This window comes from Paractinoplanes rishiriensis (genome assembly GCF_016862375.1).
GTDB classification, from domain to species: Bacteria; Actinomycetota; Actinomycetes; order Mycobacteriales; family Micromonosporaceae; genus Actinoplanes; species Actinoplanes rishiriensis.
The window spans coordinates 18,374-42,337 of record NZ_BOMV01000034.1 but is presented as its reverse complement, the minus strand read 5'-3'; the positions used below and the strand labels follow the sequence as shown (position 1 = coordinate 42,337).

The following is a 23,964-nucleotide window of genomic DNA, read 5'->3' as shown; positions in this document are numbered from 1 at the left end:
AGAAGAACGCGAAGGCGGTCCGCGTCCGGCGTGGACCGCCAGTTCGCATCAGTGACATCACCAGTGCGCCGCGAGTTTGATCAGTTCGGCGCGGGATGAGACGTCCAGCTTGGTGAAGACCTTGCGCAGGTGGTAATCGACCGTGCGCGGGCTGAGGAACAGCTGGGCGGCCACCTCGCGGTTGGTGGCGCCGTCCCCCACGAACCGGACGATCTGCACCTCCTGCGGGGTGAGCTGGTCGGCCGTGCCCGGTTCGCGCTTACGCGCGGTCTCGCCGGTGGCCCGCAGCTCGGCGTTCGCCATCTCGGCCCAGGCGGTCAGGCTCAGCCTTTCAAACATCTCGTACGCCGCGCGCAGGTGCACCCGGGCATCGGCCCGACGCCGGCGCCGCCGCAGCAGCTCGCCGAACAGCAGCCGGGTGCGGGCCGTGTCGAACGGACGGCCGCCGGTCAGATGCAGCGACAGCGCCTCGGTGAAGCAGGCGTCCGCGTCCTCCGGGGCGGCCAGCTGACCTCGGCACCGGGCCAGCAGCGCCCGGCCCCACACCGATCCGGTGTGCACGGTCCACGCCTCCAGGCGCGCCGCCGCCTGCGCCGCCACCGCGAGCCGGTCGGTGCGGATCGCGGCCTCGACCAGGTCGGCCGCGGAGAACACGGCGACGATCGGGTGTGACTCGCCGGGACCGGCCGCGGCCAGCGCCTCGAGCCGGTCGCACGCCGCCTCAGGGCGCCCCGCACCCAGGTCGAGCAGGGCCAGCGCCCAGGATGAGATGCCGGCCGACGGGCCGAGCCGGTGTCCCATCGCGTGCGCGTGCGCGGCCGCGGCGTGCTCCCGGCACTCCGTCTCGCGGCCGGCCACCGCGGCGATCCAGGCCAGCACGCTGCGCAGGTGGGCGCCCGGGTTGTCCTGGCCGGTCTCCTGCGCGATCCGCAGGCCCTCGGTGGCGCTCGCGGTGGCGGTGGCGTAACGGCCGGTCCACGCCTCCAGCGAGGACAGCGGGGCGAGCAGGGCCGGCAGCATCGCGGCCGCACCCGCCGACCGGGCCCGGGCCACCGCGGTGGTGAACAGGCCGACCGCCACCGCGTCGTCGCCCAGGAACATGGTGCCGGCCGCGGTCAGCAGCATGGCCCGCGGGTCGGGGACGTCGGCGGCGCGGGCGGCGACCTCGCGCAGGTGCACCACGGCCCGCGAGGTGTCCCCGCTGAGCAGGCTGTCGAGGCCCAGCACCAGTTGCGCGCTGAGCGGCACCGCGTCGTCCGGGGTGGGCAGCGCGGCGAGGCGCCGGCCCGCCTCGTGCAGGCCGCGCACGTCACCGGCCAGCCAGGCGGCCTGACCGGCCTCGGTGAGCATCCGGGCCGCGCGGACCGGGTCACTCGCGGCGATCGGCTCGGCGCCGGCCACCAGGATCCCGTACGCCGTGGTCGGGTCGCCGCCGGTGCCCTCGATGGACCCGCGCAGGTGCTCGATCCGCGCCCGCAGCACCGGTTCGGGCCCCAGCACCCCGGCCCGGCCGAGCAGCGTGCGGGCGCGGTCGGCCTGACCCGCCTGCCAGGCCGTCTCGGCCGCGTCGGCGAGTCGTTCACCGCGCCGCTGCGGCCCGGCGGTCAGCGCCGCCGCCCGCTCGTACGCCGCGGCCGCGGCCGCGGGCCCGCCGCGTTGCCGGGCCCGGTCGGCCGACCGGTGCAGCTCGTCGGCGACCGCGTCGTCCGGCCCCAGCGAGGCCGCGGCCAGGTGCCAGGCGCGCCGGTCGGCGTGGTCGTCGCCGTCCAGCGCCGCGGCCAGCGCGTGCTGCGCCTCGCGCCGCTGCCAGAAGGTGGCGCCGCGGTAGACGGCGGTGCGCACCAGCGGATGGCAGAACGCGAGCGTGCCGCCGTCCACCCGGACCAGGCCGGCCCGCTCGGCGGCGTCCAGCGCGTCGGCGGTAACCCCGAGGCCGGCCGCCGCGCGCAGGATCACGCCCAGTTCGCCGGTGTCCTCGGCCGCGGCCACCAGCAGCAGCGTCTGCGCCGGCCCGTCCTGGCGGCGGACCCGCTCGAGGAAGACCTGTTCGACGTCGGCGCTCACCGGCAGCCGCTCGGGCAGCGCCTCCCGGCCGGCCAGTTGCCCGGCGGAGAGCGACCCGGGCAGTTCCAGCAGCGCGAGCGGGTTGCCGGCGGTGCTGGTGACCAGGCTGTCACGGACGCCGTCAGGCAGTTGAATGTGGGATTTCTCGGCCAGCAATGCGCCGGCGGCGGCCGCATCGAGCCCGGCCAGCGCCAGCTCGGGCAGGCCGCGCGCGGCGAAATGCTCGCGGGCGGCGAACAGGATCACCACCCCCTCGGCGTCGAGCCGGCGGGCCGCGAAGGTGAGCGCGTCCGCGGAGGCGCCGTCCAGCCAGTGCGCGTCGTCGACCAGGCAGAGCAGCGGGCCCTCCTCGGCGGCCTCGGCCAGCACGCTGAGCACGCCCACCGAGATGAGGAAGCGGTCCTCGCCGCCGACCGGGCCGAGCCCGAACGCGGCCCGCAGCGCGGCGGCATGACGGGCCGGCACCGCGTCGATCAGCCCGGCGACCGGCCGCAACAGCTGGTGCAGGGCGGCGAACGGCAGCTCCGATTCGGACTCGATGCCGGTGCCGCGCAACACCCGCAGGCCGTCGGCGCGGTCCGCCGCGTACCCGAGAAGGGCCGACTTGCCGATCCCGGCCTCGCCGCGCAGCACCAGCACGCCGCTGCGCCCGGCCCGGGCAGCCGTCAGCAACTCGTCGATGAGCCCGCATTCCCGCACCCGCCCGTGCAGCATGGTCCGATCGTACTGGTGGCTTCACTGATTCGAGTCGATGTGCCGGCGGCGCACGCTGCGACGGTCAACGACCACGAATGGAGCAGCCATGAACTCCGCCGATGTCATCGTCGTCGGTGCCGGGCCGACCGGCCTGGCCCTCGCCTGCGAACTCGCGCTCGCCGGCGTCCACTGCCGAGTCCTGGAGCGGCGCGAGTCCGACCCCAACATCACCCGGGCGTTCGCCCTGCACGCCCGCACGCTGGAACTGCTCGACGCCCGCGGGATGGCCGACGAGGTGCTGCTGCACGGCGTACGCGTGCCCAGTGTGACCCCGGTGCCGGGGGCCACGCTCGACCTGGACGTGCTGGACACCCCGTACCCCATGATTTTTATCGCCCCGCAGAGCGGAACCGAGCGGGTCCTGCGCACCCGCGCCGAGAAGCTGGGTGTGGACATCGTGTCCGGCGCCGAGGTGCTCGACCTGCGGCAGGACGAGACCGGCGTGACGCTCGAGGTGGGCGGCGCGCACCCCGGCACCGAGCGGGCCCGGTATGTGGTCGGCACCGACGGCGCGCACAGCACAGTCCGCCGCCTGCTCGGCATCGACTTCATCGGGAAGCAGTACGAGACGCACATCCTGCTGGCCGACGCGCAACTCACCGAACCGCCGGCCGAGGCGATGTTCGCCCGCACCAACACCGACGGCGCGGTGATCTGCGTGCCGTTCGGCGACGGCTGGTTCCGGCTGATCGCCTGGGACCGGCAGCGCGACCGGGTGCCGCTGCGCGAGCCGGTCACCTACGACGAGATGCGCGACGCGTTCCGCCGCATCGCCGGCAGCGACCTGGGCATGGGCGAACCCCGCTGGACCAGCCGCTTCCTCAGCGAACGCCGGCAGGCCGCCCGCTACCGCGACGGCCGCGTCTTCCTGGCCGGCGACGCCGCGCACGTGCACTCCCCGCTCGGCGGCCAGGGCATGAACACCGGCATCCAGGATGCGATGAACCTGGGCTGGAAACTGGCCGCGGCGGTCCGCGGCACGGCGGCGCCCTGGCTGCTGGACAGCTACCAGGCGGAGCGCCACCCGGTCGGCGAGCAGGTGCTCCGGCTGACCGACACGTTCAACCGGCTGGTGCTGGGCCAGTCCAGGGTGCGCAACGCGATCCAGTCGCTGGCGATCCGCGGCATCCTGGGCTTCCACCGCACCCGGGTGGCGATGGCCGCCCGGATGAGCGGCGTCGGCATCCACTATCCGAAGCGGACCGGCGCGGATCACGCCTGGGTGGGCCGGCGACTGCCCGACGTCCGGCTCTACGAGCACCTGCGGGACGGCCGGTTCGTGCTGATCACCCGTACGCCGGTCACGCTGCCGGGCGTCCACGTCGTGCACTGCCCGGATTTCCCCGGCCCGGCGTTCGTGCTGGTCCGGCCGGACGCGTACGTGGCCTGGGCGAGCGACGGCAACCTGGACCGGGCCGCGATCGCCGAATGGTGCGGCCCGTCATGACCCGCCGGCTGGTGCTGACCGCGGACGGCGTCTTCCTCACCCTGATCGGTGGCGTCCAGTTCACCTTCGAACTGCTGAGCTACCTGGCCGGCGCCGGCCCGCTCGGGGCGATCTTCGAGAATTCGCACTACACGCTCGGCTGGGTGGAGGCACACGGCCTGGCCACGCTCATCGGCATCCTGCTGCTGACCGTGGCGCGCACCGACGGCCGCCCGTTCTGGAACGTCCTGGCCCTGGCGGTGCACGCGCTGCTCGGCGGCGCCAACCTGTTCTTCTGGAGCAGCTTCGGCCATTTCGGCCTGGTGCCGATGGGCGTGGCGGCCACGGTCGCACACGGCCTGTTCGTGCTCGGCAACGCCTGGGTCCTGTGGTCACCCGGCCGCTTGCCCGCGGCCCGGCCCGCACCGGACGCTTGACGGTCGGGCGGCGCGCCCGGCCGGCCTCCGCTATTGGCCGGCCCGCGCGCTGCTCTGACGTGTCCGCCACGGTCCCCCACCATGCGGCGACTCGTCGAGGACCCGCGCACCCGCCAGCGTGAGCAGCACCGCGGTGATCGCCGCCGCCACCAGCGCGCTCGCCAGGCTGATGTCATCCCGCCCGAACAACTGCACGAATGCGTAGACCTCGAAAGCCATCGCGCCGGCCGGCGGCACCATGACGAACAGCGGAAACCGGAGCCACGCCGCCACGCTCAGAAAGGTGTTCCGGCGCCGGAACCGGGCATCCCGCATGGCCTGCCCGAAGGGATCGCCCACCGGCACCAGAAAAAGATCACCGCGGTTGATCAGCTCGAACGCGGCCGCAAGCACCACCATCAGCCCGGTGGTCCGCCGCGACCGCTTCTCGGCGTCGCGCATGTTGGCCCGGATCTCGGCGAGAAACTGCAGGACGAAGTCCTCGCTGACCTCGGCCAGGAACGCATTCCGGACACTCTGCCGGATGGTCTCCGCGCTGTTCGACACCGGCGCCTCCCGACTCCCGCATGGACCGTCATTTTCGGTCGCGGGCGACGGAGATCACCATCACCTCACGGGCGACGGGCGGTGACCAGCCAGGCTCGGGAGCCGAAGCTGACGCCCTCGCCGGTCCGGTGGGCGGCGAGCATCTCGCGCAGCCGCTCGACCGTGCGTTCCGCGTCGGCCGGAGTCTGGCCGTTCAGGAGGTCGCTGGTGCAGGTGAAGCTGCGGATCCAGGCGAGCGCCTCGGGCACGTCCCGGCCGAAGTACATCGGCTCGTGCACGTCGGCGAAGGCCACCTCGGTGAACCCCGCTCCCTCCAGGAGTTCGGTGACGGCCGGTGGATCGGCGAGCGAGAAGGCGTTCGGGCCGGCGGCACCGCCGAGCGTCTCGCGGATGGCCACGTGCCACTCGTTGCGCTCGCCGTCCTGCCAGGTCAGCATCGCCAGGCGGCCGCCGGGGCGCAGGGCCGACGCGATGTTCGCGAACGCGGCCGCCGGGTCGTCGAAGAACATCGTGCCGAACCGGCTGATCACCAGGTCGAAGCGGGCCGCCGGCAGCCGATGCCGCTGCACGTCGCCCGGCTCGAAGGTGACGTTGCCGAGGCCCTCGATCGCGGTGATCTCGCGGGCCCGCTCGACGGCGGGCGCCAGGATGTCGACGCCCAGCGCGCTGCCGTCCCGGGCGGCGCGGGCGGCCTGCCGGGTGGTCTGGCCGGCGCCGCAGCCGATGTCCAGCACGTGGTCGCCGGGCTGCACGCCGGCCGCCCGGCGCAGCGCCTCGGTGTGCCGGCGCAGTTCGGCGTTGTAGCCGCCGCGCTCGGCCGCGTAGGCGTCCAGGCGGCCGGCCAGCTCGCGCGGGCGGCTCAGCGCCGGGGTGTGTCCGCCGTCGATCTCCTCCGGGGTGATGCCCAGCCGTTCCCGCGCGACCCGCCGCAGATAGGCCGGCGGAAACAGGCGGTCATCACGACAGATCAAAACCTGCGTGGGTACGGGCGGCCACGCGCGCAGCGGCCACGGGTCACCCATCCGGGCCTCGGACTGCGCGCGTCCCCGCTTCAGCGCCTCGGCGGCCAGGTCGGGCGGCACATCCTGGTAGAACAGCGCGATCTCGTCGCCGTAGTCGCCGCCGCCTTCATACCGGGTGTTGGCGAAGTAGTCGGCGGCCTTCTCGCCCGGCGCCGGGATCATGGGCGCGAGCAGCACCAGCAGCTCCACCGGCACCCGGTCGCAGACCAGCGGCGCGGTGAACCCGCCGGCCGACTGGGCCACCACGATCAGCTCGGTCCGGTCGCCGATCGCCCGCACCACGACGTCGGCGTACTCGTTCAGGCCCGCCGCGTCGTCCTCGCACGGCAGGTCCGGGGCCACCACGTCGTGCCCGCGCGCCCGCAGCTCGCTCGCCACCAGGTGCCAGTACCACCCGACGTCCCCGGATCCGTGGATCAGCACAAATGTCGCCACCTCGCCGAGCTTAAGGGATCGAGTCTCGTATCACGTGCGTAGTACGCTGGCAGGGTGCCTTACGAGTGGGACGACTGGGCGCTGGCCGCCCTCGCCGGCATCGCGCCGCACGAGGTCCGGCAGGCGCTGGCGGCCCACCGGCGGTGGCCCCGGCGGGCGGTCAGCGCCACCGGGGTGCCGGTGCTCACCGTGTGGAGCCGGACGACCGCGGGCCGGCCGCTGATCGTGGCGGTCTACCAGGTCGCCGGCACCACCTGGCGGATCATCGGCGCACGTGACATGACCGACAAGGAACTGATCGAGTTCAGCCACTGGGAGGCGACGCGATGAGTCACGACAACGACGTACCGCAGACGGCCGATCAGTTGGCCGCGTTCATGGACGGGCTGTCCTTCGAACCCGCACCCGCTCCGCAGGACGAGCAGGCCCTGCTGGACACCCTGCCGCCGCCCGGGTCGTCGGTCATGGTCGTCCGCTCGCTGCGCCTGCCGCACGAACTCGACCAGGCCGTCGCCCTGGCCGCCAAGGCCGCCGACGTGCCCAAGACCACCTGGATCCGGCAGGCCATCGAGATGGCTCTGGCTGTCCAGGCCGAGGACGACCAGCCGATCTCCCGCGCCGAGGCACTCCGCGCACTGACCCTGCTGCGTCCGGCCCGGCCCGCGCTCTGACGCCCGCCTGCTCTGCCGGCGCCGGTCACGCCGGCTGGGCGTAGAGGCGCACGAGCCGCAGCACCGCGTCCCGGTCGCCGTCCACCCGCACGGCCGCGTCGGTCAGCGGGAGGCCGCCGAAAACGACCCCGCCCCAGGCCGTCGCATCGGCCGTGACGACCGCCGCGGGGTTGGGCGCGGCGCCCGCGCGTACCGCCAAAATGCCGTTGATTGTCACCGCGTGATAGTGGTGCACCGGCGGGCCCGGGCGACGGTCGTCGTGGAGACGGAACTCCACCGCCGGCGTCTCGCCGGCGACCGGTGGCGCCATCGTCCGCATCGCGATGACCAGCGCGTCCGGGGTCATCCCGCCCGACGTGGCCGGATCGGGACCGGCGGAATACCACCGCCCCAGCGCGGCCAGCACCGGCTCCAGCCCGCGGCCCCACGCGGTCGCCGCATACGCCCGGGTGCGGGCCAGATCGGGCAGGACCACCGGCTCGACGATCCCGCTCTCGCGCAGCGTGCGCAGCCGCTCGGTGAGGACTGCCGGGGTGATGCCGCGGACCGATTCCAGCAGGTCGGCGAAGCGCTTCGGCCCGAGGATCAACTCCCGCACCAGGATCAGCGTCCAGCGGTCACCCACCAGGTCGAGGGCGTTCGCGGCCCGGCACGCGTCGCCGAGGTCGCCGTAGGTCCGCTTGATCGGCACAGCCGCCTCACTATCTTTATCCTAGCCGTTGATATGTTTAAGATATCCCGCATGAGCATCCCGGACATCGTCGACCGTGCGGCCTGGCTCCGCGAGCGCGACAACCTGCTGGTCCGCGAAAAGGCACACACCCGCGAAGGCGACGAGATCGCCGCCGCCCGGCGCCGCCTGCCGATGACCGAGGTCGCCCCGGTCACGCTGACCGGCGCCGGCGGGCCGACGCCGCTGGCCGACATCTTCCAGGGCCGCGACCAACTCGTCGTCTACAAGCACATGTGGCATCTTGGCAAGCCGTTCGAGGAGCAGTGCGAGGGCTGCACCGCGACGATCTGGGACTTCCACGACGCCGCCTACCTGGAGGCCCGAGGCATCTCGTTCGCCGTCCTCGGCGAGGGCCCGTACGACGAGATGGCCCCGTTCCGCGAGTTCATGGGCTACACCCACCCGTGGTACTCGACCTACGGCGTCGACGACCCGGCCATCGCCGGCGGCGGCGTCATCGCCTGCTACCTGCGCCGCGACGACCGGTTCTTCCTGACCTACGAGACCACCGGCCGCGGCGTCGAGGCCATCATGGCGTCGCACAAGCTGCTCGACATGACCGTTTTCGGACGTCAGGAGACCTGGGAGGACTCCCCGGAGGGCTGGCCCCAGGAGCCCACCTACTCGAAGTGGCGCCTGGACGGCCGGCCCGTCCCACAGTGGACGAGGCCCGGCGTTACCAAGGTCGGCGCCGAACCGGGCACCCACTGCCACTGACCTCGCGCCGACCTCGATCGGCGAACCCGTCTAGCGGCCCGGCGGGGCCGTCGAGCCGCGGATGACCAGCCGGGTCGGGACCGTGATGCCCGCGCCCGGCGGGTCGCCGGCCAGCAGTGACAGCACCATCCGGCCGGCCAGCGAGCCCTGGTCGTACACCGGCTGGGCGACCGTCGTCAGGTCGGCCAGGTCGGCCAGCGGGTGGTCGTCGATGCCGACCACCGAGACGTCCTCGGGGATGCGCAGGCCGGCCCGCCGCAGCGTACGCATCGCGCCCAGCGCCACCTCGTCCGAGTGGGCGTACACCGCGGTCGGCGGCTCGCGCAGGCTCAGCAGCCGGTCCATCGCGTCGGCGCCGTTGATGCCGCCCCAGGGCACCGTGACCACCAGGCCGGGGTCGTCCGGCAGGCCCGCCTCGGCGATCGCCCGGTGGTAGGCCTCGGTGCGGCCGGGGCGGGCCGGCCAGCCGGGCAGGCCGGGCTCGACCGTGGCGATCATGCCGATCCGGCGGTGCTTCAGGAACAGCAGGTGGTCGACGGCCTGGCGGCCGGCCGCGGTGTCGTCGATGGACACGTACGGGTAACTCTCGACCTGACCGCCGGCCGCGACTACGTGCACGCCCATCAGCTCCAGCCGGGCCCGCTCGGGCTCGGCCACCGGCATGCCCACCACGACCACGGCGTCCACCTTGCGGCGGGCCGGCAGGCGCTGGAAGAAGTTGCCCGCGTGGTAGAGCAGCACGTCCAGGCCGGCCTCGCGCAACACCGCCTCGAGCCCCTCGAGCAGGGCGCCGAAGAACCACCGGGACAGGTGCGGCACCACCACGGCGATCCGGTCGGTGCGGCCACCGGCCAGGCGCGAGGCCTCCGGGGAGATCACGTACGCGAGGCGCTCCGCGGCCGCCAGCACCCGAGCCCGGGTGGCCGGCGCCACGTGCGGCCGGGCGCTGAGCGCACGCGACGCGGTCGCCAGGGACACCCCGGCGTGGCGCGCGACGTCGGCCATGTTGACCCTCGCGGCGGCAGGCACGACTGCACGATAGCAAGACTGGAAGCGTTTGCAGAATGCCAATTCCGACCTGAGCCGAGCCCTTGACATGAGATGTGGGTCACATCAAGGCTGAAATCCGCAAGCGTTTCCAGACTTGATCCGGCCGCCTTCACGGACGAAGGGATGGCACCGTGCTCAAGGACTATCCGCATCGCGCCCCGCGGGCCGCCGCCGTGCTGGCCCTGACCGCCTCGCTGCTCACCGCCTGCGGCGAGGAATCGACGAACACGCTCTCCTACTTCATCGCCGACGCCGCCCAGGCGGACGTCGCCGCCCGCTGCGCCGCCGAGTCCGGTGGCGCGTACGCCTTCGACATCCAGCGCCTGCCGAACACCGCGGCCGGCGGCCGGGAGCAACTGCTGCGCCGGCTGGCCGCCCAGGACCGGTCGCTGGACATCGTCAGCGTCGACCCGCCGTTCATGGCCGAGTTCGCCAACGCCGGCTTCCTGCGCGCCTTCACCAGCGCCGAACGGCAGGAGTTCTCCACCGGCATCCTCAACGGACCGCTGGAGCAGTCGACGTTCCGCGACACCCTCTACTCGGCACCGCTCTACGGCAACACCCAACTGCTCTGGTACCGCAAGTCGGTGCTCCAGCGGGCCGGCGTCGACCCGGCCGCCGGGCCGGTGACCTGGGACCAGCTGATCCGCGGCGCGTCACAGGCCGGGGTCACGATGGCCGCGCAGGGCCGGCGCAACGAGAGCCTGATGGTCTGGGTCAACGCCCTGATCGCCTCGGCCGGCGGCTCGATTCTGGCGCCGGACAGCGAGAACCTGCCGGCCAGCGAGGTGCGGGGCGAGCTGGACAGCCCGGCCGGCACCGCGGCCGTCAAGATCATGCACGACCTCGCGGCGTCACCGGCCGCGCCGGCCGGGTTCAGCACCGCCGGCGAGGAGGATTCGCGGGCCGCATTCCAGGCCGCCGACGGCGGGTTCATGGTCAATTGGCCGTACGTGTGGGCCGCCTTCGACTCGGCCATCGACGAGGGCAGCCTGCCGGCGAGCTTCAAGGACGACGTCGGCTGGACCAGCTACCCGCGGGTCGACGCCGGCCGGGACAGCGCGCCGCCGTCCGGCGGGCTGGGCCTGTCGGTCAGCGCGTTCAGCACCCGGCAGGACCTCGCGGTGCAGGCCATCCGCTGCCTGGCCAACCAGCAGAGCCAGAAGGACTTCATGATCAAGGCGGGCAACCCGGCGGCGCTGGGTGCGGTGTTCGACGATCCGCAGATCCGCGAGATGTTCCCGATGGCCGACGAGATCCGCACCGGCATGGACAAGGCCACGCCGCGGCCGGTCAGCCCGTACTACGGCGACGTCACCGGTTCGATTCAGACCGCGTACCACCCGCCGGACGCGCTCTCGCCGGAAACCACCCCTCGGGAGGCCGACAACCTGCTCGAGGACGTCCTGTCCAACCGGCGACTGATCTAGAGGAGGGGCCATGAGCACGACGACTCCCGCCGCGCCGACCACGACGGCCCCGGCCGCCCGCACCGCCCGGCGCCGGGTGCGGCTCACCGACCGGGCCCGGCACGAACGCAAACTCGGCTGGCTGCTGGCCGGTCCGGCGTTCATCGTGATGGTCGCGGTCACCGGCTACCCGATTCTCAACGCGGTCTGGCTGTCCCTGTTCGACTACCGCCTCACCGACCCGACCGGCCGCGACTTCGTGGGCCTCGGCAACTACGCGATGATCCTGACCGACGGCCTGTTCTGGCGGCAGTTCGGCATCACGTCGCTGATCACCGTCGTCACCGTGGCGGCCGAACTGGTGCTCGGTTTCGCGCTGGCCATGGTGATGCACCGGGCGCTCCATCTGCGCACGCCGCTGCGAACGGCAATTCTGGTCCCGTACGGGATCATCACCGTCGTCTCGGCGTACGCCTGGGCCTATGCGTTCAGCAACACCTACGGCTTCGTGAATCCGCTGTTCGGCCTGGGCGAGTTCGACTGGTTCGGCGGCACCTGGTCGGCCATCTTCACGGTCTGCGTCGCCGAGATCTGGAAGACCACCCCGTTCATGTCCCTGCTGCTGCTGGCCGGCCTGGCCCAGATCCCGGACGACTACCTGGAGGCCGCCAAGGTCGACGGTGCCAAGGCCTGGCAGCGGGTGAAGCGGGTGATCCTGCCGAACATGAAGGCGGCCATCATGGTCGCGCTGCTGTTCCGCACGCTGGATGCGTTCCGGGTCTTCGACAGCATCTTCATCATGACGGCCGGCGCGCAGAGCACCGAGACCCTGTCGTTCCTGGCGTACCGGCAGACCATCAGCCGGGTCATGATCGGCCTCGGCTCCGCGGTCAGCGTCATCCTCGCGATCCTCGTGGTCCTGATCGCGTTCCTCTTCCTCAAGGTCTTCCGCACCGACCTGTCCCAGCAGAGGGGTGACCGCAAATGAAGGCCAGCCGTCGCACCCAGGCGTACTGGATCGCAGGCGCCATCCTGATCATCCTGTACGCCCTGATCCCGGTGTTCTGGATCGTGTCGCTGTCGTTCAAGGCCGGCGACGACATCACCAACAAGCAGTTCCTGCCGACCGTGTGGAGCTGGGACAACTACCGGACGGTGTTCGCCTCCGACCTGTTCACCACCGCACTGCGCAACTCGGTCGGTATGGCGGTCATCGCCACCACCTTCTCGGTCATCCTGGCGACGCTGGCCGCGTACGCGATCTCCCGTCTGGATTTTCCCGGCAAGCGACTGGTGCTCGGGGTGGCGCTGGCCATCACGGTCTTCCCGGTGATCGCGATCGCCACGCCGCTGTTCAACCTGTGGCGCACGGTCGGTCTCTACGACACGTGGCTCGGCCTGATCATCCCGTACCTCTCTTATTCCTTGCCTTTGTCGGTCTATGTGCTGGCCGCCTTCTTCCGCGAGATCCCCTGGGAGATGGAACAGGCCGCACAGGTCGACGGCGCGACGGCCTGGCAGGCATTCCGCCGGGTCATCGTCCCGCTGGCCGCGCCGGGCGTCTTCACCGCGGCGATCCTGACCTTCTTCGCGGTGTGGAACGACTTCGTCTTCGGCATCACGCTCACCTCCAGCGAGGCGGCCCGCCCGGTGCCCGCCGCGCTCGCGTTTTTCCAGGGCGCCTCGCAGTTCTCCCAGCCGACCGCGCCGATCGCGGCCGCCGCCGTCGTGGTGACCATCCCCGTGGTGGTGCTGGTGCTGCTGTTCCAGCGCAAGATCGTGGCCGGTCTCACCTCCGGCGCCGTGAAGGGCTGAAAGGACCCGTACATGTCTGCCATCGAGATGCGCAACATCGTCAAGGAGTACGGCGACGGGTTCAAGGCGGTCAACGACGTCAGCCTGGACATCGCCGACGGCGAGTTCATGATTCTGGTCGGCCCGTCCGGCTGTGGGAAGTCCACGCTGCTCCGCATGATCGTCGGGCTGGAGGACATCACGTCCGGCGACATGCTGATCGGCGGCGACCGGGTCAACGAGAAGGCGCCCCGGGACCGCAACCTGTCCATGGTGTTCCAGAACTACGCGCTCTACCCGCACCTGACCGTGTTCGAGAACATCGCGTTCCCGCTCCGCCTGATGAAGGGCATCAGCGAGGACGAGATCCGCCGCCGGGTGCACGAGGCGGCGAACATGCTGGAGCTCAACGAGCACCTGGACCGCAAGCCGGCCAACCTGTCCGGCGGCCAGCGGCAGCGGGTCGCCATGGGCCGGGCCATCGTCCGGCAGGTCAACGCGTTCCTGTTCGACGAGCCGCTGTCCAACCTGGATGCCAAGCTGCGCGGTCAGATGCGTACCGAAATCTCCCGGATGCAACGACGGCTCGGCACCACCACGGTGTATGTGACCCATGACCAGACCGAGGCGATGACCCTGGGCGACCGGGTCGCGGTGCTGCGCCGCGGCCTGCTCCAGCAGGTGGCGTCCCCGCGGGAGCTGTACGAGCAGCCGGTCAACATGTTCGTGGCCGGGTTCATCGGTTCGCCGCCGATGAACTTCCTGCCCGCGATGGTCGACGGCGCCCGCCTGAAGCTGCCGTTCCTGGAGGTCGAGGTGCCCGCGGCGGCAGCCGGCAAGGTGAGCGACGGGCAGTTGCTGATCGCCGGCCTGCGGCCCGACCACTTCGAGGACGCCCGGATGCTCGACCCGGAGAAGAGGGCCCGGGGCGCGACCTTCCGCGCGCAGGTCGACGTCACCGAGTGGCTGGGCGACTCGCAGTACGCGTACCTGCCCTTCGAGGCCAACCCCGAGGTGGCCCGGCAACTGGCCGACCTGGCCGCGGAACTCGACAGCGAGGCCCTGCGCAGCCAGCTGATCATCAAGATCGACGCGATGAGCCGCCTGCGCGAGAACCACGAGGGCGAGTTCTGGGCCGACTCCCGCCGCATGCACCTCTTCGACCCCAAGACCGGCGCCAACCTCACCCGCGACGAGGACGCCGCCGCCGACCTGGCCAGCCTGGAGGAGGAGGAACTGCGCGAGCGGATGGACCAGCGGTGAGCCGCGAACCCTGGTGGCGCCACGCCGTCATCTATCAGGTGTACGTGTGGAGCTTCGCCGACGCGGACGGCGACGGGATCGGCGACCTGCCCGGCGTCCGGTCCCGCCTGCAGTACCTGCAGGACCTGGGCGTGGACGCGATCTGGCTGAACCCGTTCTACCCGTCCCCGCAGGCCGACAACGGCTACGACGTGGCCGACCACCGCGACGTCGACCCCCGGTTCGGCACGCTCGCCGACGCCGACGCCCTGATCCGCGAGGCCCACGAGCTGGGCCTGCGAGTGCTGTTCGACCTGGTGCCCAACCACACCTCCGACCAGCACCCGTGGTTCCGGCAAGCGCTGGCGGCCGGCCCCGGCAGCCGGGAACGCGCCCGCTATCTGTTCCGCAACGGCCGCGGCGAGGCGCCGCCGAACAACTGGCGCAGCGGTTTCGGCGGCCGCGCCTGGACCCGGGTGCCCGGCTCGGACCAGTGGTACCTGCACCTGTTCGCCCCCGAGCAGCCCGACCTGGACTGGACCAACGAGGAGGTGCGCGCCGAGTTCCGCGACATCCTGCGGTTCTGGTTCGACCGCGGCGTCGACGGCTTCCGGATCGACGTGGCGCACGGCCTCGCGAAGGACCCGCAGATGCCGAACCTGGGCCGCCGCCCGTCCACGGCACACCCGTACTTCGACGTCGACGAGGTGCACGAGGTGTACCGGGACTGGCGCCGGCTCAGCGACGCCTACCCCGGCGGCCGGGTCTTCGCCGGCGAGGTGTGGGTGCAGGACCTCGACCGGATGGCGCGCTACCTGCGCCCCGACGAGTTGCACACGGCGTTCACCTTCCCGTTCCTGACGGCGCCCTGGTCGGCTGCGGCGCTGCGCACCGCGATCGACGACAGCCTGGGTGCCTTGGCCACGGTGGGTGCGCCCGCGACGTGGGTGCTGGCAAACCATGACGTGGTACGCCAGGCGACCCGCTACGGAGGCGGCCGGGTGGGCCGGCAACGGGCTCGGGCGGCGGCGCTGCTGATGCTGGCACTGCCCGGTTCCGCGTACCTCTATCAGGGTGAGGAACTGGGCCTGCCGGAGGTCGTCAGGCTGCCGCCCGAGTCCCGCCGCGACCCGGAGTTCCGGCGCAGCGGCGGCCGGAAGCGCGGCCGCGACGGCTGCCGGGTGCCGCTGCCGTGGTCCGGCACGTCCCCCTCGTACGGCTTCGGCCCCGGCACCGCGTCGTGGCTCCCGCAACCGGCGTCGTGGGCGGGGCTGACGGTGGACCGGCAGCTGTCCGACCCTTCGTCCACCCTGTGCCTGTACCGGGAGGCGCTGCACCACCGCCGGCACCTGGGTTCCGCCGGCCTGACCTGGCTCCCGTCGGCGCCGGACGTGCTGGCGTTCGCGCGCGGCCCCGGCTTCGTCTGCGCGGTCAACCTGGGCGACACACCGGCCCCCGCACCGCACCCGGATCCCATCCTGGCCAGCGGCCCCGGCGTGACCCCGGATTCGTTGCCGGGCAACACTGCCGCCTGGTACGCGCCGCCGCTACGCTGACGCGATGACGCGTCCGTGGTGGCAGTGGCTGCTGGGCTGGCTGGCGTTCGCCGCGTTCCTGGCAACGCTGGTCTTCTATGTGTCGAGCGGCCTGGTGGCGCCCGCGTGGGCGATCGGCGTGCTGCTGCTGGTGTGGCTGGTCCTGCTGGTCGCGGCCATCACCATGATGCGGCGCCGCAAGCCGTTGTGGGTCCTGGTGATCCCGGTACTGGCGTTCCTGATCTGGTGGGCCGCCCTGACCGCCGGCGAAAAATGGCTCGGCTGGACCGCCTGACCCTGACACACGAGCGGGCCTAGGGCTCCGCGTATCAGGGACAGCTACGGCCCGAAGCACACGCAAGCGAGGCGAGGCGCATCCCGCCTGCCTCGCGATGGTCCCGTCCAAGCTGACCCGAAGACAGCAACACAGGAACCCCACCAACCACGCCGGACGAAGCACCCAGACCCTGAAACGCCCGGATCTGCCGATGTCAGGTGCGCCACGAGGTCACACGGAGTGAGTGAGTACGTCGATTGGAGGTCGGGTTTGATGCCCGAGACGTAACTCCCGGTCAGTATTCGAGACCGGTCCCCGCCCTGACGTGCGTGGCGGGTAATTGCCGGGTGCGAAGCTCAGGGAAAAGCCCAAGGGCACCCATATGGTGAACCCTCCTTGATGCCTCGTCACGGCAACTCTCTGGGTCGGACAGTGGTGCCGGGGAGACAAAGAGGCTGGCCGCTGTAAGTCGGCAGACGGCGACCGAGGACTGTTCGACGGTCGTGTGGATACCGTCGCCTCCGGGGTTAAGAGGGCTACCCAACTGCCCGGCACTGCCATTGCGCCACCACCGATTATTACGGTGAACGTGCAGGTCCGGTTCTGAGAGCGGCGGCGCAAGCCGCCGGCCGGTGCGCTGCGGGTTACATCTGGTGGACGGTCTCCGGATCGGACGAACGTGTACGCCGTTCGTGCTGCCCGGACGCACTCCCTGTTCAGAACCACGATTTACAGCCTGGGACCTGACGCGACCCCGAAGTTTGCGCAGACCGCGTGGCGACCGGTCGCGGGTCGGATCTGCTGACCGTGGTCGGGTCGCTGCTGGGGGCGCAGCCGGGTGAGAGTTGCGGATGCGGAGCCGGTGTCATCACATCCGCAGTACGGCCGGCAGTTCGAGGTGCTCCCCTGCACCACCGTGGACCGGGCGGGTGTTCGCCGAGCGCATCGTCGAGCACTTCGGTCTCGAGACGTTGACGGTGATCGAGGACGAGCGCGGCCGGTTGGTCGAGGTGCGGGGCTCGGCCGTTGCCCCCTTGGCATCCAGCGGTCAGAAATTACGGCCTGGCAGAGGTAAGCGGATCGGGACCCCGAGGCGAGTACAGGGTGTGGGTCAAATGGAGTTCACCGAGTTCTATCAGGCGGAGCGGGACAGGTGCCTGCGTGCCGTGCTCGCGCTCGTCGCCGACAGGCAGCTCGCCGAGGATCTGTTGTCCGAGGCGTTCACTCAGGCATGGATGTCATGGCGGAAGGTGCAACGGCATCCGATGCCGCGGGCGTGGGTGGTGCGCACCGCGCTGAACATCCGGGTTTCCTGGTGGCGCCGACGGCGCCGGGAGGTCGCGCTCAGCGATGCGTGCGACGTCGCCGACGTCACCGGCCCGGCCGCCGGGACCGATCCGGGTCTGCTGGCTGTCCTGCGGCAACTACCTCAGCGGCAACGGGAGGTCATCGCGTTTCGGGTCTTCCTCGACCTGGACACCGAGGCCACCGCCCAGGCGCTCGGCATGGCCCGCGGAACCGTCACGGCCCACCTGTCCCGCGCCGTCTCGACACTGCGGGGCCAACTCGTCACCGAACAGCACCAGGAGGGTGAAGCATGAACAACTTCGACACCGACACGTCGGCCGTACTGAGCGCGTTGAATGAGTCGCTGGACGGGGTCACGATGAACATGCCGGCCGAGCAGATCATGACAACGGGACGCACGCGCCTGCACCGCCGCCGGTTGGCGGGCGCGGCGACGGCGGTGGTCGCCGCGGCCGGCGTCGCGTTCGGCGTGACGACGTACGCCAACCCGCCGCCGGCGCCGCCCGGCACCGTGCACATCCAGACGGTCGCCTACACGGTCGCTCAGCAGTCCGACGGCACCGTGGAGGTGACCTGGGACAAGCAGCGGTACTTCGAGGACCGCGAGGGCCTGCAGGCGGCACTGCGCAAGGCCGGCTTCCCGGTCCTGATCCGGGTCGGCGAGTTCTGCACCGGTCCGAACGACGACGCCACCCTGGATCCGAGTGGCAGCGGCCCCGGCGTCGACCGCGTCGTGCAGGCCCAACGCGAAGCGGACGGCAAGGTCACCTTCCGGTTCATCCCCTCGGCCGTGCCGCCCGGCAAGCAGTTGTTCATCGGCTACTTGAACGGGGCCCAGCTGGCCGTGACGCACGGCGCCCCGGGATCCGTTGAACGGCTCATCTCCACCGGCGTGCCGCTGAACTGCACGACCGTCGCGCCGCCCCCGCACCTTCGCCAAAACGGCAACGAAACCTCCTCTAAGGGCAAGTAATACCGGCAGCCCCAACGCCGCTCAGCTAAGCGTGGGCGAGCCTGGTCGAAAGGTATGTTGATCGCGAAGCGGAGTTCCGGTATCAGGGTTTGTCACTCCAAGACAACCCAGAACCAGGAACTCCGCTTGGTCGATCAGATTCCATAACCCGTACGGTCACGGTAGGGCACGAGTGGCTGACACAATCGGCGCGTGAGGGGATGGCGGGACCGGCTGCAAACCGCCGGATGGTTCCTGATCGGCGTCGCGGCGCTCCTGGTCAGCGGCTGGATCGTGGCGCGCGCGCTGGTCGCCGGGTCGGACGCGTCCTTCGAGCGGCTGGTCGGCTGGGCGAATGTGCTCGCGCTTCCGGTCGGCGCGCTGGGCACGACCCTGGTGATCCTCGATCGGGCGTGGCCGCGTCGAAGCGCGGGGCAGGACGTCGAGCAGGCTCTCGCCGAGCTGCGTGTCCGCATCGATCGGCAGTGGTCACACGAGGCCGTGCTGCGCGCGGTCAGCCACCCGGCACCGATCTCGGTCCGCTGGTCGTCGACCGGCCGGCCCGCCGCTGGCCGCCCGGTCGTCATGGGCGGCGCCGCGGACTGGCGGGAGCTGCCGCTGGAAGGCGACGTCGCGGAGATCGTCGACGCGTTCCGAGGGCTTCCGCATCGGCAGCTGATGGTGTTGGGCGGTCCGGGAGGCGGCAAGACCGTGCTGGCGATGTTGCTCACTCTCGGGCTGCTCCGAAGGGCCGCCGAGGGCGAGCCGACGCCGGTGCTGCTGGCGATCAACGAGTGGGATCCGGGCGAGCACCTCGACGACTTCGTGGCGCGGCGGATCGTCCAGGACTACGGCGACGCGCTGGCCCGGCACGGGGACCCGGACACGTTGGCCCGCCGGATGATCGAGCGGCGCCTGCTGCTGCCGGTCCTGGACGGCCTGGACGAGCTGCCCGAGTCGCGGCAGTACCGGGCTGTCCTGGCACTGGACGCGTTCGCCGCCGAGGAGCGGCCGCTGGTCGTCACCTGCCGGAGCACCGACTACGAGCGCATGGTCGTCCTCGGCCAGGCGATCCTGACCCGGGCCGCCGTGGTGGAACTCGCCCCGGTCACGCCGGAGGCGGTCATCGAGTTCCTGTCCTACCCGGAGCTGGCTCGCCCGCGCTGGCAACCGGTCTTCGACGAGCTGTGCCGGGGTGGTGCACCGCACGTATCCAGCGCCCTGTCCAGCCCACTGTTCGTGGCCCTGGCCCGCGCTGCGTACCGGGAACCGTCCACCCGTCCCACCGACCTCCTCGCCCTCCCGTCGCGCCGGGCGGTCGCTGACTGCCTGTTCGCCACCTTTGTCACCAGTACCTATCGGGCGACGCCGGTGCCGCGGGAGCACATCGGCCGGCGCTACTCGCCGGAGCAGGCGGCAAGGTGGCTGAGCGTGCTGGCCAGGTCCGCCCCGCGAGATCTGCACTGGTGGAACCTCAGAATCAACCCCACCTCGTGCGCGCTCATCGCCTGCATCCTCGCCGCCGTGTTGGCCGGAGTCGCCGGCCAGGTCGTCGCGGGCCGCGGCATCGTCTGCGCGGCGGCCGCCGCCTATCTCGTCCTGATGGCCGCCGCCGGGTGGCTACAGCCGCTGTGGCGCGGTGTCGAGACGGTCCGCGGCCCGCTGGCGGCCGGAACCGCGCATCGCGGTAAGCGTTTCGCCTACGGTTTGACATGCGGGTTGCTGACCGCGTGGATCCTCGAACAGTGGATGTGGGCGCTTCCGACGGCGCTGGCCGCCGGGCTGGTGGCCGCCGGGACCGGCCCGTGGGCCCCGGCCCGCTTCGTCGCCACGACACCGAAGTCCAGCCTGCGGTTCGTCCGGGCCGGGGCCGCCCTCACCGCCCTTCAGTACGGCGTCCTCGGCGCCGTCGCCGTCGTGGCCGTGCTCTATTGGAGTCGTTCGCCCCGCGACGCGGTGATCGCCGGGCTCTGGTCGCTGGTCGTGTTCGCCGCCGGGGCCTGGCTCTTCGCCGGCGGCTGGACACTGCTCCAATTCCACATCGCTCACCAGGTGCTGGCGGCGCGCGGCCAGCTCCCGTTCCGGTTGTGGCGCTTCCTGCAGGACGCCCACGGCCGTGGTGCCCTGCGCCGGGCCGGGCCGGTGTACCAGTTCCGCCACATCCTGCTGCAGAACCATCTCCGGCGGGCGGTACCGGACGGCGCAGGCACCGACCCGGCGACTGTCGACCGGCTGGTTTCCCTTTGGGCCGGTCGCGGTGAACCGCGCGCGGACACCGATCCGTATTACGTCGCCGAGGTGGCCCGGATGTTTCGCGAGCGCGGGCTGGACGACGTTCTCACGGAGGAGTGGGTCAACGAGCTCCGGTCGCGGCGCTCCGGGGTAGCCGCGGCGGACCGCGAGTTGGTGCGGCTCACCGCTGAGCTGCTTGTCGCACGCGGCGCCGCGGACGAGGCCATCGAACTGGTCCGCCCCGACAAGCCGCTACTCGCGGAACTCCTGGCGAGATGTGGGCGGCTCGCGGAACTGCGCGCCCTGGCCGACACCGGCAACTGGGCCGCGGCCGAGCGCCTGGCCCTCCTGCTGCTCCGCGAGGGTCGCGCCTTCGAGGCCATCGACATCCTTCGCATCTGGGTCAGCGCCGGAAACAGCCGCGCCCTCGAGCTCCTCCTCCATCAGCTGGTCCGGCAGGGCGACGCCGAAGAGGCCCGCGACACCCTGGAGGCGGAGATCGACGCCGGCCGGGTCAATCCCGCCGGGATCGGCTGAGGTTTCGTTCGGTCCGTCACCCCTACGACCCCGAGGCGGCTTTCGGGTAGCCGGCCGCGTAGCGGCCCGGTGGGATGGAGACGTGGCGGGTGAAGTGGCGGGTCAGGTGGGCCTGGTCGTGGAAGCCGGTTTCCGCGGCGACCCGGGCCGGGGGCACGCCGTCCAGCAGCAGTTTGCGGGCCAGGTCGATGCGGGCGCCGATGACGTACGCGTGTGGCGAGATCCGGTAGCGGCGGGTGAAGCTGCGGACCAGGTGGGCGACGCTGCGGTCGAGGAGATGCGCGGCGTTCTTCAGGGTGACGTCGCCGGTGAGGTGGCCGTCGAGATAGTCGCGCAGGCCGTCGGCGACCGTGGGTTCGGGGTCGCGCACCACCGGCGGGCGGCGGAGCAGGCGGTGGCGGAACCGCTCGGCGATCGCGGCGAGGCGCTCCTCGACGTCGAGCGGGTCGGGCGCGGTCAGCCGGTCGTGCAGGGCGCCGATCGCGGCTCGCAGGGCCGCGTCCTCGAAGCTCGACCCGTCGACCGCCCGGCCCACCAGATCCAACGGCAGAAAACCGGAGTCCAGGTACAGGTTGCGTTTGCGGAAGTGGCCGGTGCGCCGGGACGGGTAGCCGTTGTGCACCACGCCGGGCGGCAGGATGCTCACCGTCCGGCCGACCGCGCCGTGGTGGCGGGTGTCCAGGTCGTAGCGGATGGCGCCGTCGTCGACGATCAGCACCGTCCAGGTGTCGTGGCAGTGTTTCGGGTACTCGTAGTTGACGATGCGCGCGTGGAAGACCTCGCTGATGCCGGGCACGGCCGGCCGCCAGGCCACCACCCGGCACCGTTCCGGAAGCGGCTCGTCCACCTCAAGAACGTACAAGACCGGGGAGCCGGTGCAGCAGAAGTCTGTACCGCATGGACCAGCCCGTGAACCTCAGCCAGGCGCTCGCCTCGTTCGACGAGATCTACAGCCCGCGGATCGTCACCCGGGTCAACGACTACGACGTGCGGATCGCGCACACCCGGGGCGAGCACGTCTGGCACGTCCACGACGACACCGACGAGTTCTTCCTCGGTCTGGACGGCCGGTTCGACATCGCCCTGCGCGCCGCCGACGGCACCGAACGGACCGTCACGCTGGGCGCCGGTGACGTGTTCGTGGTGCCGCGCGGCACCGAGCACAAGCCGACCTCCCCGGGCGGCGCCATCCTGATGTTCGAGCCGACCGGCACCTCCAGCACCGGCGACCAGCACGAGGGGACGCTGCCGGCGCACGTCGACAGCACCACCGGCCACCCACTCACCTGATTCTCACCGGCGCCCGGCGACCGCCTCGCTCCGGGACAGCCGGTGTACCGCCGCCGCGCACACCGCGTAGGCCAGCCAGCCGGCCGCCAGCCCGGCCGCGGTCCCGTGCTCCTGCGCGGCCGCGAAACCCCCGATAAAACCCACCAATCCTATAGCCGTACGCGTGAAAGCCCACGTGAACGCCACGAGTTCACGCCGGACCTCGACCGCGACCAGCACCCCCGAATACGGGAACGTCACCACCAGGCCGGCCAGCAGTCCACCCAGCCAGACCATCGAGAATGACGCCGCCAGCACGGCCGTGAGCTTCGCCGCGGCGACCGGCCAGGACAGCGGTGGCGGTGCCGGCCGCTCGAACTCCGGTGTGGGCCGCACCAGGACGCCCACCAGCCACAACCCGGCTACGGCCAGCAGGCACGGCAGCAGCGGGAGCCGGGCCGGAAGCGCCCACGCCACGAGGACGTAGCCGGCCGCCGCCGTCACCACCGCCAATACCGCCGGCGCTTTCATGCGTACGTGCAAAAATGCAGTGACCGCGAGGAAAGCCACCAGGAGCAACACACCGACCACCTGGGCACCGTCGACCCGCACCGTGCCGCCGGCCAGCACCAGGGTCATCGGGATCGGCAGGCTGTAGACCAGCGCCCGCACCCGGACCGGCCGGATCAGGCCGATCGCCCACACCACCAGCGCGATCGCGATCGCGGCCAGCGGGGTCACTGACGGGCGCTCGCCAGACAGCTGTCGAAGGCCTCGGCCAGGCGCCGCACCGCCCGCTCGTCGGCGTTGACCACGTGCCGGAGGATGCGGCCCTGCGCGTTCATGTCGGCCTTCCAGGCCCGGCGGCGGTCCCAGAGCACCAGGTTGACCTGCAGCTCGGGGTGCACCTCCTGGCGCGGCAGGACCACGGCGTCGACGCCCGCCGCGATCTGCTCGTCGATGAGCCGGCGGACGTCGTCGTCGACCTCGTCGCAGATGAACACCCGGGTGATCACCACGCCGCGCTGCAACGCCGCCAGGTTCGCCGCCCAGTACCGGCGGCCGGGCACGCTGCGCCACCAGGTCACGCCGCCGGTGCCCGAGGACAGCAGGTTGGTGACCGCCTCCATGCTGCGCTCACAACTCTCGGTGGCGGTCAGCAGCGGCCCCATGTCGGACCCGGGCCGCACGATCCGCCCGTCCCGAAGATCGAGCAGACCCACATTCAAGTCGTGTACGCGGCGGCGCAGCTCACCGGTCACCTCGGGCGCGGACTGACGCTCCTCGATCTCCCGGACGATGACCGCCAGCTCACGAACCTCGTCCCGGACGGCCGACCGCATCAGCGTGCGTAACTCGAACCGCTCCTCGGCCCGCCAGCTGGCATCCAGCACCAGCGTGATGGTGACCCCGAGCAAGCCGGCCAGCACCGACTCGGGCCCGCTGGCCGCCCCGGTGAGATCGAAGACCAGCCCGAGCCCCACCGACAACCCGATCCCGACCAGAACAATCGGATTGAGATAGCCGCCAACACCGCGCCGAATCTTCACGG

The 23,964-nt window shown here is 71.6% G+C and carries 23 protein-coding genes and 1 pseudogene; 16 read left to right on the top strand and 8 right to left on the bottom strand.

Annotated elements, in window-relative coordinates; genetic code table 11:
* Positions 1-57: 57 nt before the first annotated feature.
* Positions 58-2,778, bottom strand: a complete 2,721-nt coding sequence (locus Ari01nite_RS50900) for an ATP-binding protein (protein ID WP_203781881.1) — start codon at positions 2,776-2,778, stop codon at positions 58-60.
* An 88-nt stretch (positions 2,779-2,866) separates the two neighbouring features.
* Between Ari01nite_RS50900 and Ari01nite_RS15200 the strand changes: the two genes are divergently transcribed.
* Together Ari01nite_RS15200 and Ari01nite_RS15195 are read left to right on the top strand one after the other, a co-directional pair.
* The gene (locus tag Ari01nite_RS15200; protein ID WP_203781880.1) at positions 2,867-4,267 is read left to right on the top strand and encodes an FAD-dependent monooxygenase; all 1,401 of its coding nucleotides are present in this window, start codon (positions 2,867-2,869) and stop codon (positions 4,265-4,267) included.
* Entirely contained in the window at positions 4,264-4,683 is a 420-nt protein-coding gene (locus Ari01nite_RS15195) for a hypothetical protein (protein WP_203781879.1), read from the top strand. Before Ari01nite_RS15200 ends, Ari01nite_RS15195 begins: the two co-directional genes overlap by 4 nt.
* A 30-nt stretch (positions 4,684-4,713) precedes the next feature.
* Here Ari01nite_RS15195 and Ari01nite_RS15190 read toward each other — a convergent pair whose 3' ends face one another.
* A complete protein-coding gene (locus Ari01nite_RS15190) occupies positions 4,714-5,229 on the bottom strand; it encodes a hypothetical protein (protein WP_203781878.1) in 516 nt (171 codons plus the stop codon).
* 65 nt (positions 5,230-5,294) lie between these two features.
* Entirely contained in the window at positions 5,295-6,686 is a 1,392-nt protein-coding gene (locus Ari01nite_RS49850) for an alpha/beta fold hydrolase (protein WP_239162772.1), read from the bottom strand.
* A 54-nt stretch (positions 6,687-6,740) separates the two neighbouring features.
* Between Ari01nite_RS49850 and Ari01nite_RS15175 the strand changes: the two genes are divergently transcribed.
* Together Ari01nite_RS15175 and Ari01nite_RS15170 are read left to right on the top strand one after the other, a co-directional pair.
* The gene (locus Ari01nite_RS15175; RefSeq protein ID WP_203781877.1) at positions 6,741-7,016 is read left to right on the top strand and encodes a BrnT family toxin; all 276 of its coding nucleotides are present in this window, start codon (positions 6,741-6,743) and stop codon (positions 7,014-7,016) included.
* Positions 7,013-7,357, top strand: coding sequence for a hypothetical protein (locus tag Ari01nite_RS15170; protein WP_203781876.1), 345 nt, complete (start codon positions 7,013-7,015; stop codon positions 7,355-7,357). The genes Ari01nite_RS15175 and Ari01nite_RS15170 overlap by 4 nt, the downstream gene beginning before the upstream one ends.
* A 25-nt stretch (positions 7,358-7,382) precedes the next feature.
* On the opposite strand, the gene Ari01nite_RS15165 is transcribed toward Ari01nite_RS15170, so the two are convergent.
* Positions 7,383-8,048: a winged helix-turn-helix transcriptional regulator gene (locus Ari01nite_RS15165; RefSeq protein WP_203781875.1), complete on the bottom strand. Its 666-nt coding sequence runs from the start codon at positions 8,046-8,048 to the stop codon at positions 7,383-7,385.
* Between the two features lie 51 nt (positions 8,049-8,099).
* Here Ari01nite_RS15165 and Ari01nite_RS15160 point away from each other — a divergent pair, with 51 nt between their 5' ends.
* On the top strand, positions 8,100-8,807 hold the full coding sequence (locus tag Ari01nite_RS15160) for a DUF899 family protein (protein ID WP_239162771.1): 708 nt from the start codon (positions 8,100-8,102) through the stop codon (positions 8,805-8,807).
* 30 nt (positions 8,808-8,837) lie between these two features.
* On the opposite strand, the gene Ari01nite_RS15155 is transcribed toward Ari01nite_RS15160, so the two are convergent.
* On the bottom strand, positions 8,838-9,836 hold the full coding sequence (locus tag Ari01nite_RS15155; protein WP_203781873.1) for a LacI family DNA-binding transcriptional regulator: 999 nt from the start codon (positions 9,834-9,836) through the stop codon (positions 8,838-8,840).
* Positions 9,837-9,988: 152 nt separating this feature from the next.
* Here Ari01nite_RS15155 and Ari01nite_RS15150 point away from each other — a divergent pair, with 152 nt between their 5' ends.
* The 10 genes and pseudogenes from Ari01nite_RS15150 to Ari01nite_RS15105 all read left to right on the top strand — a co-directional run bounded on the left by Ari01nite_RS15150 (position 9,989) and on the right by Ari01nite_RS15105 (position 21,143).
* The gene (locus tag Ari01nite_RS15150; RefSeq protein ID WP_203781872.1) at positions 9,989-11,287 is read left to right on the top strand and encodes an extracellular solute-binding protein; all 1,299 of its coding nucleotides are present in this window, start codon (positions 9,989-9,991) and stop codon (positions 11,285-11,287) included.
* Positions 11,288-11,297: 10 nt separating this feature from the next.
* A complete protein-coding gene (locus Ari01nite_RS15145) occupies positions 11,298-12,254 on the top strand; it encodes a carbohydrate ABC transporter permease (RefSeq protein WP_203781871.1) in 957 nt (318 codons plus the stop codon).
* A complete protein-coding gene (locus Ari01nite_RS15140) occupies positions 12,251-13,081 on the top strand; it encodes a carbohydrate ABC transporter permease (RefSeq protein ID WP_203781870.1) in 831 nt (276 codons plus the stop codon). Before Ari01nite_RS15145 ends, Ari01nite_RS15140 begins: the two co-directional genes overlap by 4 nt.
* A 12-nt stretch (positions 13,082-13,093) precedes the next feature.
* Positions 13,094-14,323: an ABC transporter ATP-binding protein gene (locus Ari01nite_RS15135; RefSeq protein WP_203781869.1), complete on the top strand. Its 1,230-nt coding sequence runs from the start codon at positions 13,094-13,096 to the stop codon at positions 14,321-14,323.
* Positions 14,320-15,858, top strand: coding sequence for a glycoside hydrolase family 13 protein (locus tag Ari01nite_RS15130; RefSeq protein WP_203781868.1), 1,539 nt, complete (start codon positions 14,320-14,322; stop codon positions 15,856-15,858). The genes Ari01nite_RS15135 and Ari01nite_RS15130 overlap by 4 nt, the downstream gene beginning before the upstream one ends.
* A gap of 4 nt (positions 15,859-15,862) precedes the next feature.
* Complete coding sequence (locus Ari01nite_RS15125) at positions 15,863-16,132, top strand: hypothetical protein (protein WP_203781867.1); 270 nt, start codon at positions 15,863-15,865, stop codon at positions 16,130-16,132.
* Between the two features lie 753 nt (positions 16,133-16,885).
* Positions 16,886-17,133 (top strand): annotated as a pseudogene (locus tag Ari01nite_RS15120) (YrrC family ATP-dependent DNA helicase); the annotation flags it as partial.
* A 96-nt stretch (positions 17,134-17,229) separates the two neighbouring features.
* On the top strand, positions 17,230-17,715 hold the full coding sequence (locus Ari01nite_RS15115) for a sigma factor-like helix-turn-helix DNA-binding protein (protein ID WP_203781996.1): 486 nt from the start codon (positions 17,230-17,232) through the stop codon (positions 17,713-17,715).
* Positions 17,712-18,395 (top strand): hypothetical protein, encoded by a 684-nt coding sequence (locus Ari01nite_RS15110; RefSeq protein WP_203781866.1) that lies wholly within the window; start codon positions 17,712-17,714, stop codon positions 18,393-18,395. Before Ari01nite_RS15115 ends, Ari01nite_RS15110 begins: the two co-directional genes overlap by 4 nt.
* A 192-nt stretch (positions 18,396-18,587) precedes the next feature.
* Positions 18,588-21,143: an NACHT domain-containing protein gene (locus tag Ari01nite_RS15105; protein ID WP_203781865.1), complete on the top strand. Its 2,556-nt coding sequence runs from the start codon at positions 18,588-18,590 to the stop codon at positions 21,141-21,143.
* A gap of 22 nt (positions 21,144-21,165) precedes the next feature.
* On the opposite strand, the gene Ari01nite_RS15100 is transcribed toward Ari01nite_RS15105, so the two are convergent.
* Positions 21,166-21,990 carry an AraC family transcriptional regulator gene (locus Ari01nite_RS15100; RefSeq protein ID WP_239162770.1) on the bottom strand — a complete coding sequence of 275 codons (825 nt, stop codon included), beginning with the start codon at positions 21,988-21,990 and terminating at the stop codon, positions 21,166-21,168.
* A gap of 50 nt (positions 21,991-22,040) precedes the next feature.
* Between Ari01nite_RS15100 and Ari01nite_RS15095 the strand changes: the two genes are divergently transcribed.
* Positions 22,041-22,433, top strand: a complete 393-nt coding sequence (locus tag Ari01nite_RS15095; protein WP_203781864.1) for a cupin domain-containing protein — start codon at positions 22,041-22,043, stop codon at positions 22,431-22,433.
* Positions 22,434-22,436: 3 nt separating this feature from the next.
* Here Ari01nite_RS15095 and Ari01nite_RS15090 read toward each other — a convergent pair whose 3' ends face one another.
* Positions 22,437-23,153: a hypothetical protein gene (locus Ari01nite_RS15090; protein WP_203781863.1), complete on the bottom strand. Its 717-nt coding sequence runs from the start codon at positions 23,151-23,153 to the stop codon at positions 22,437-22,439.
* On the bottom strand, positions 23,150-23,962 hold the full coding sequence (locus tag Ari01nite_RS15085) for a hypothetical protein (RefSeq protein WP_203781862.1): 813 nt from the start codon (positions 23,960-23,962) through the stop codon (positions 23,150-23,152). The genes Ari01nite_RS15090 and Ari01nite_RS15085 overlap by 4 nt, the downstream gene beginning before the upstream one ends.
* Positions 23,963-23,964: the final 2 nt, after the last annotated feature.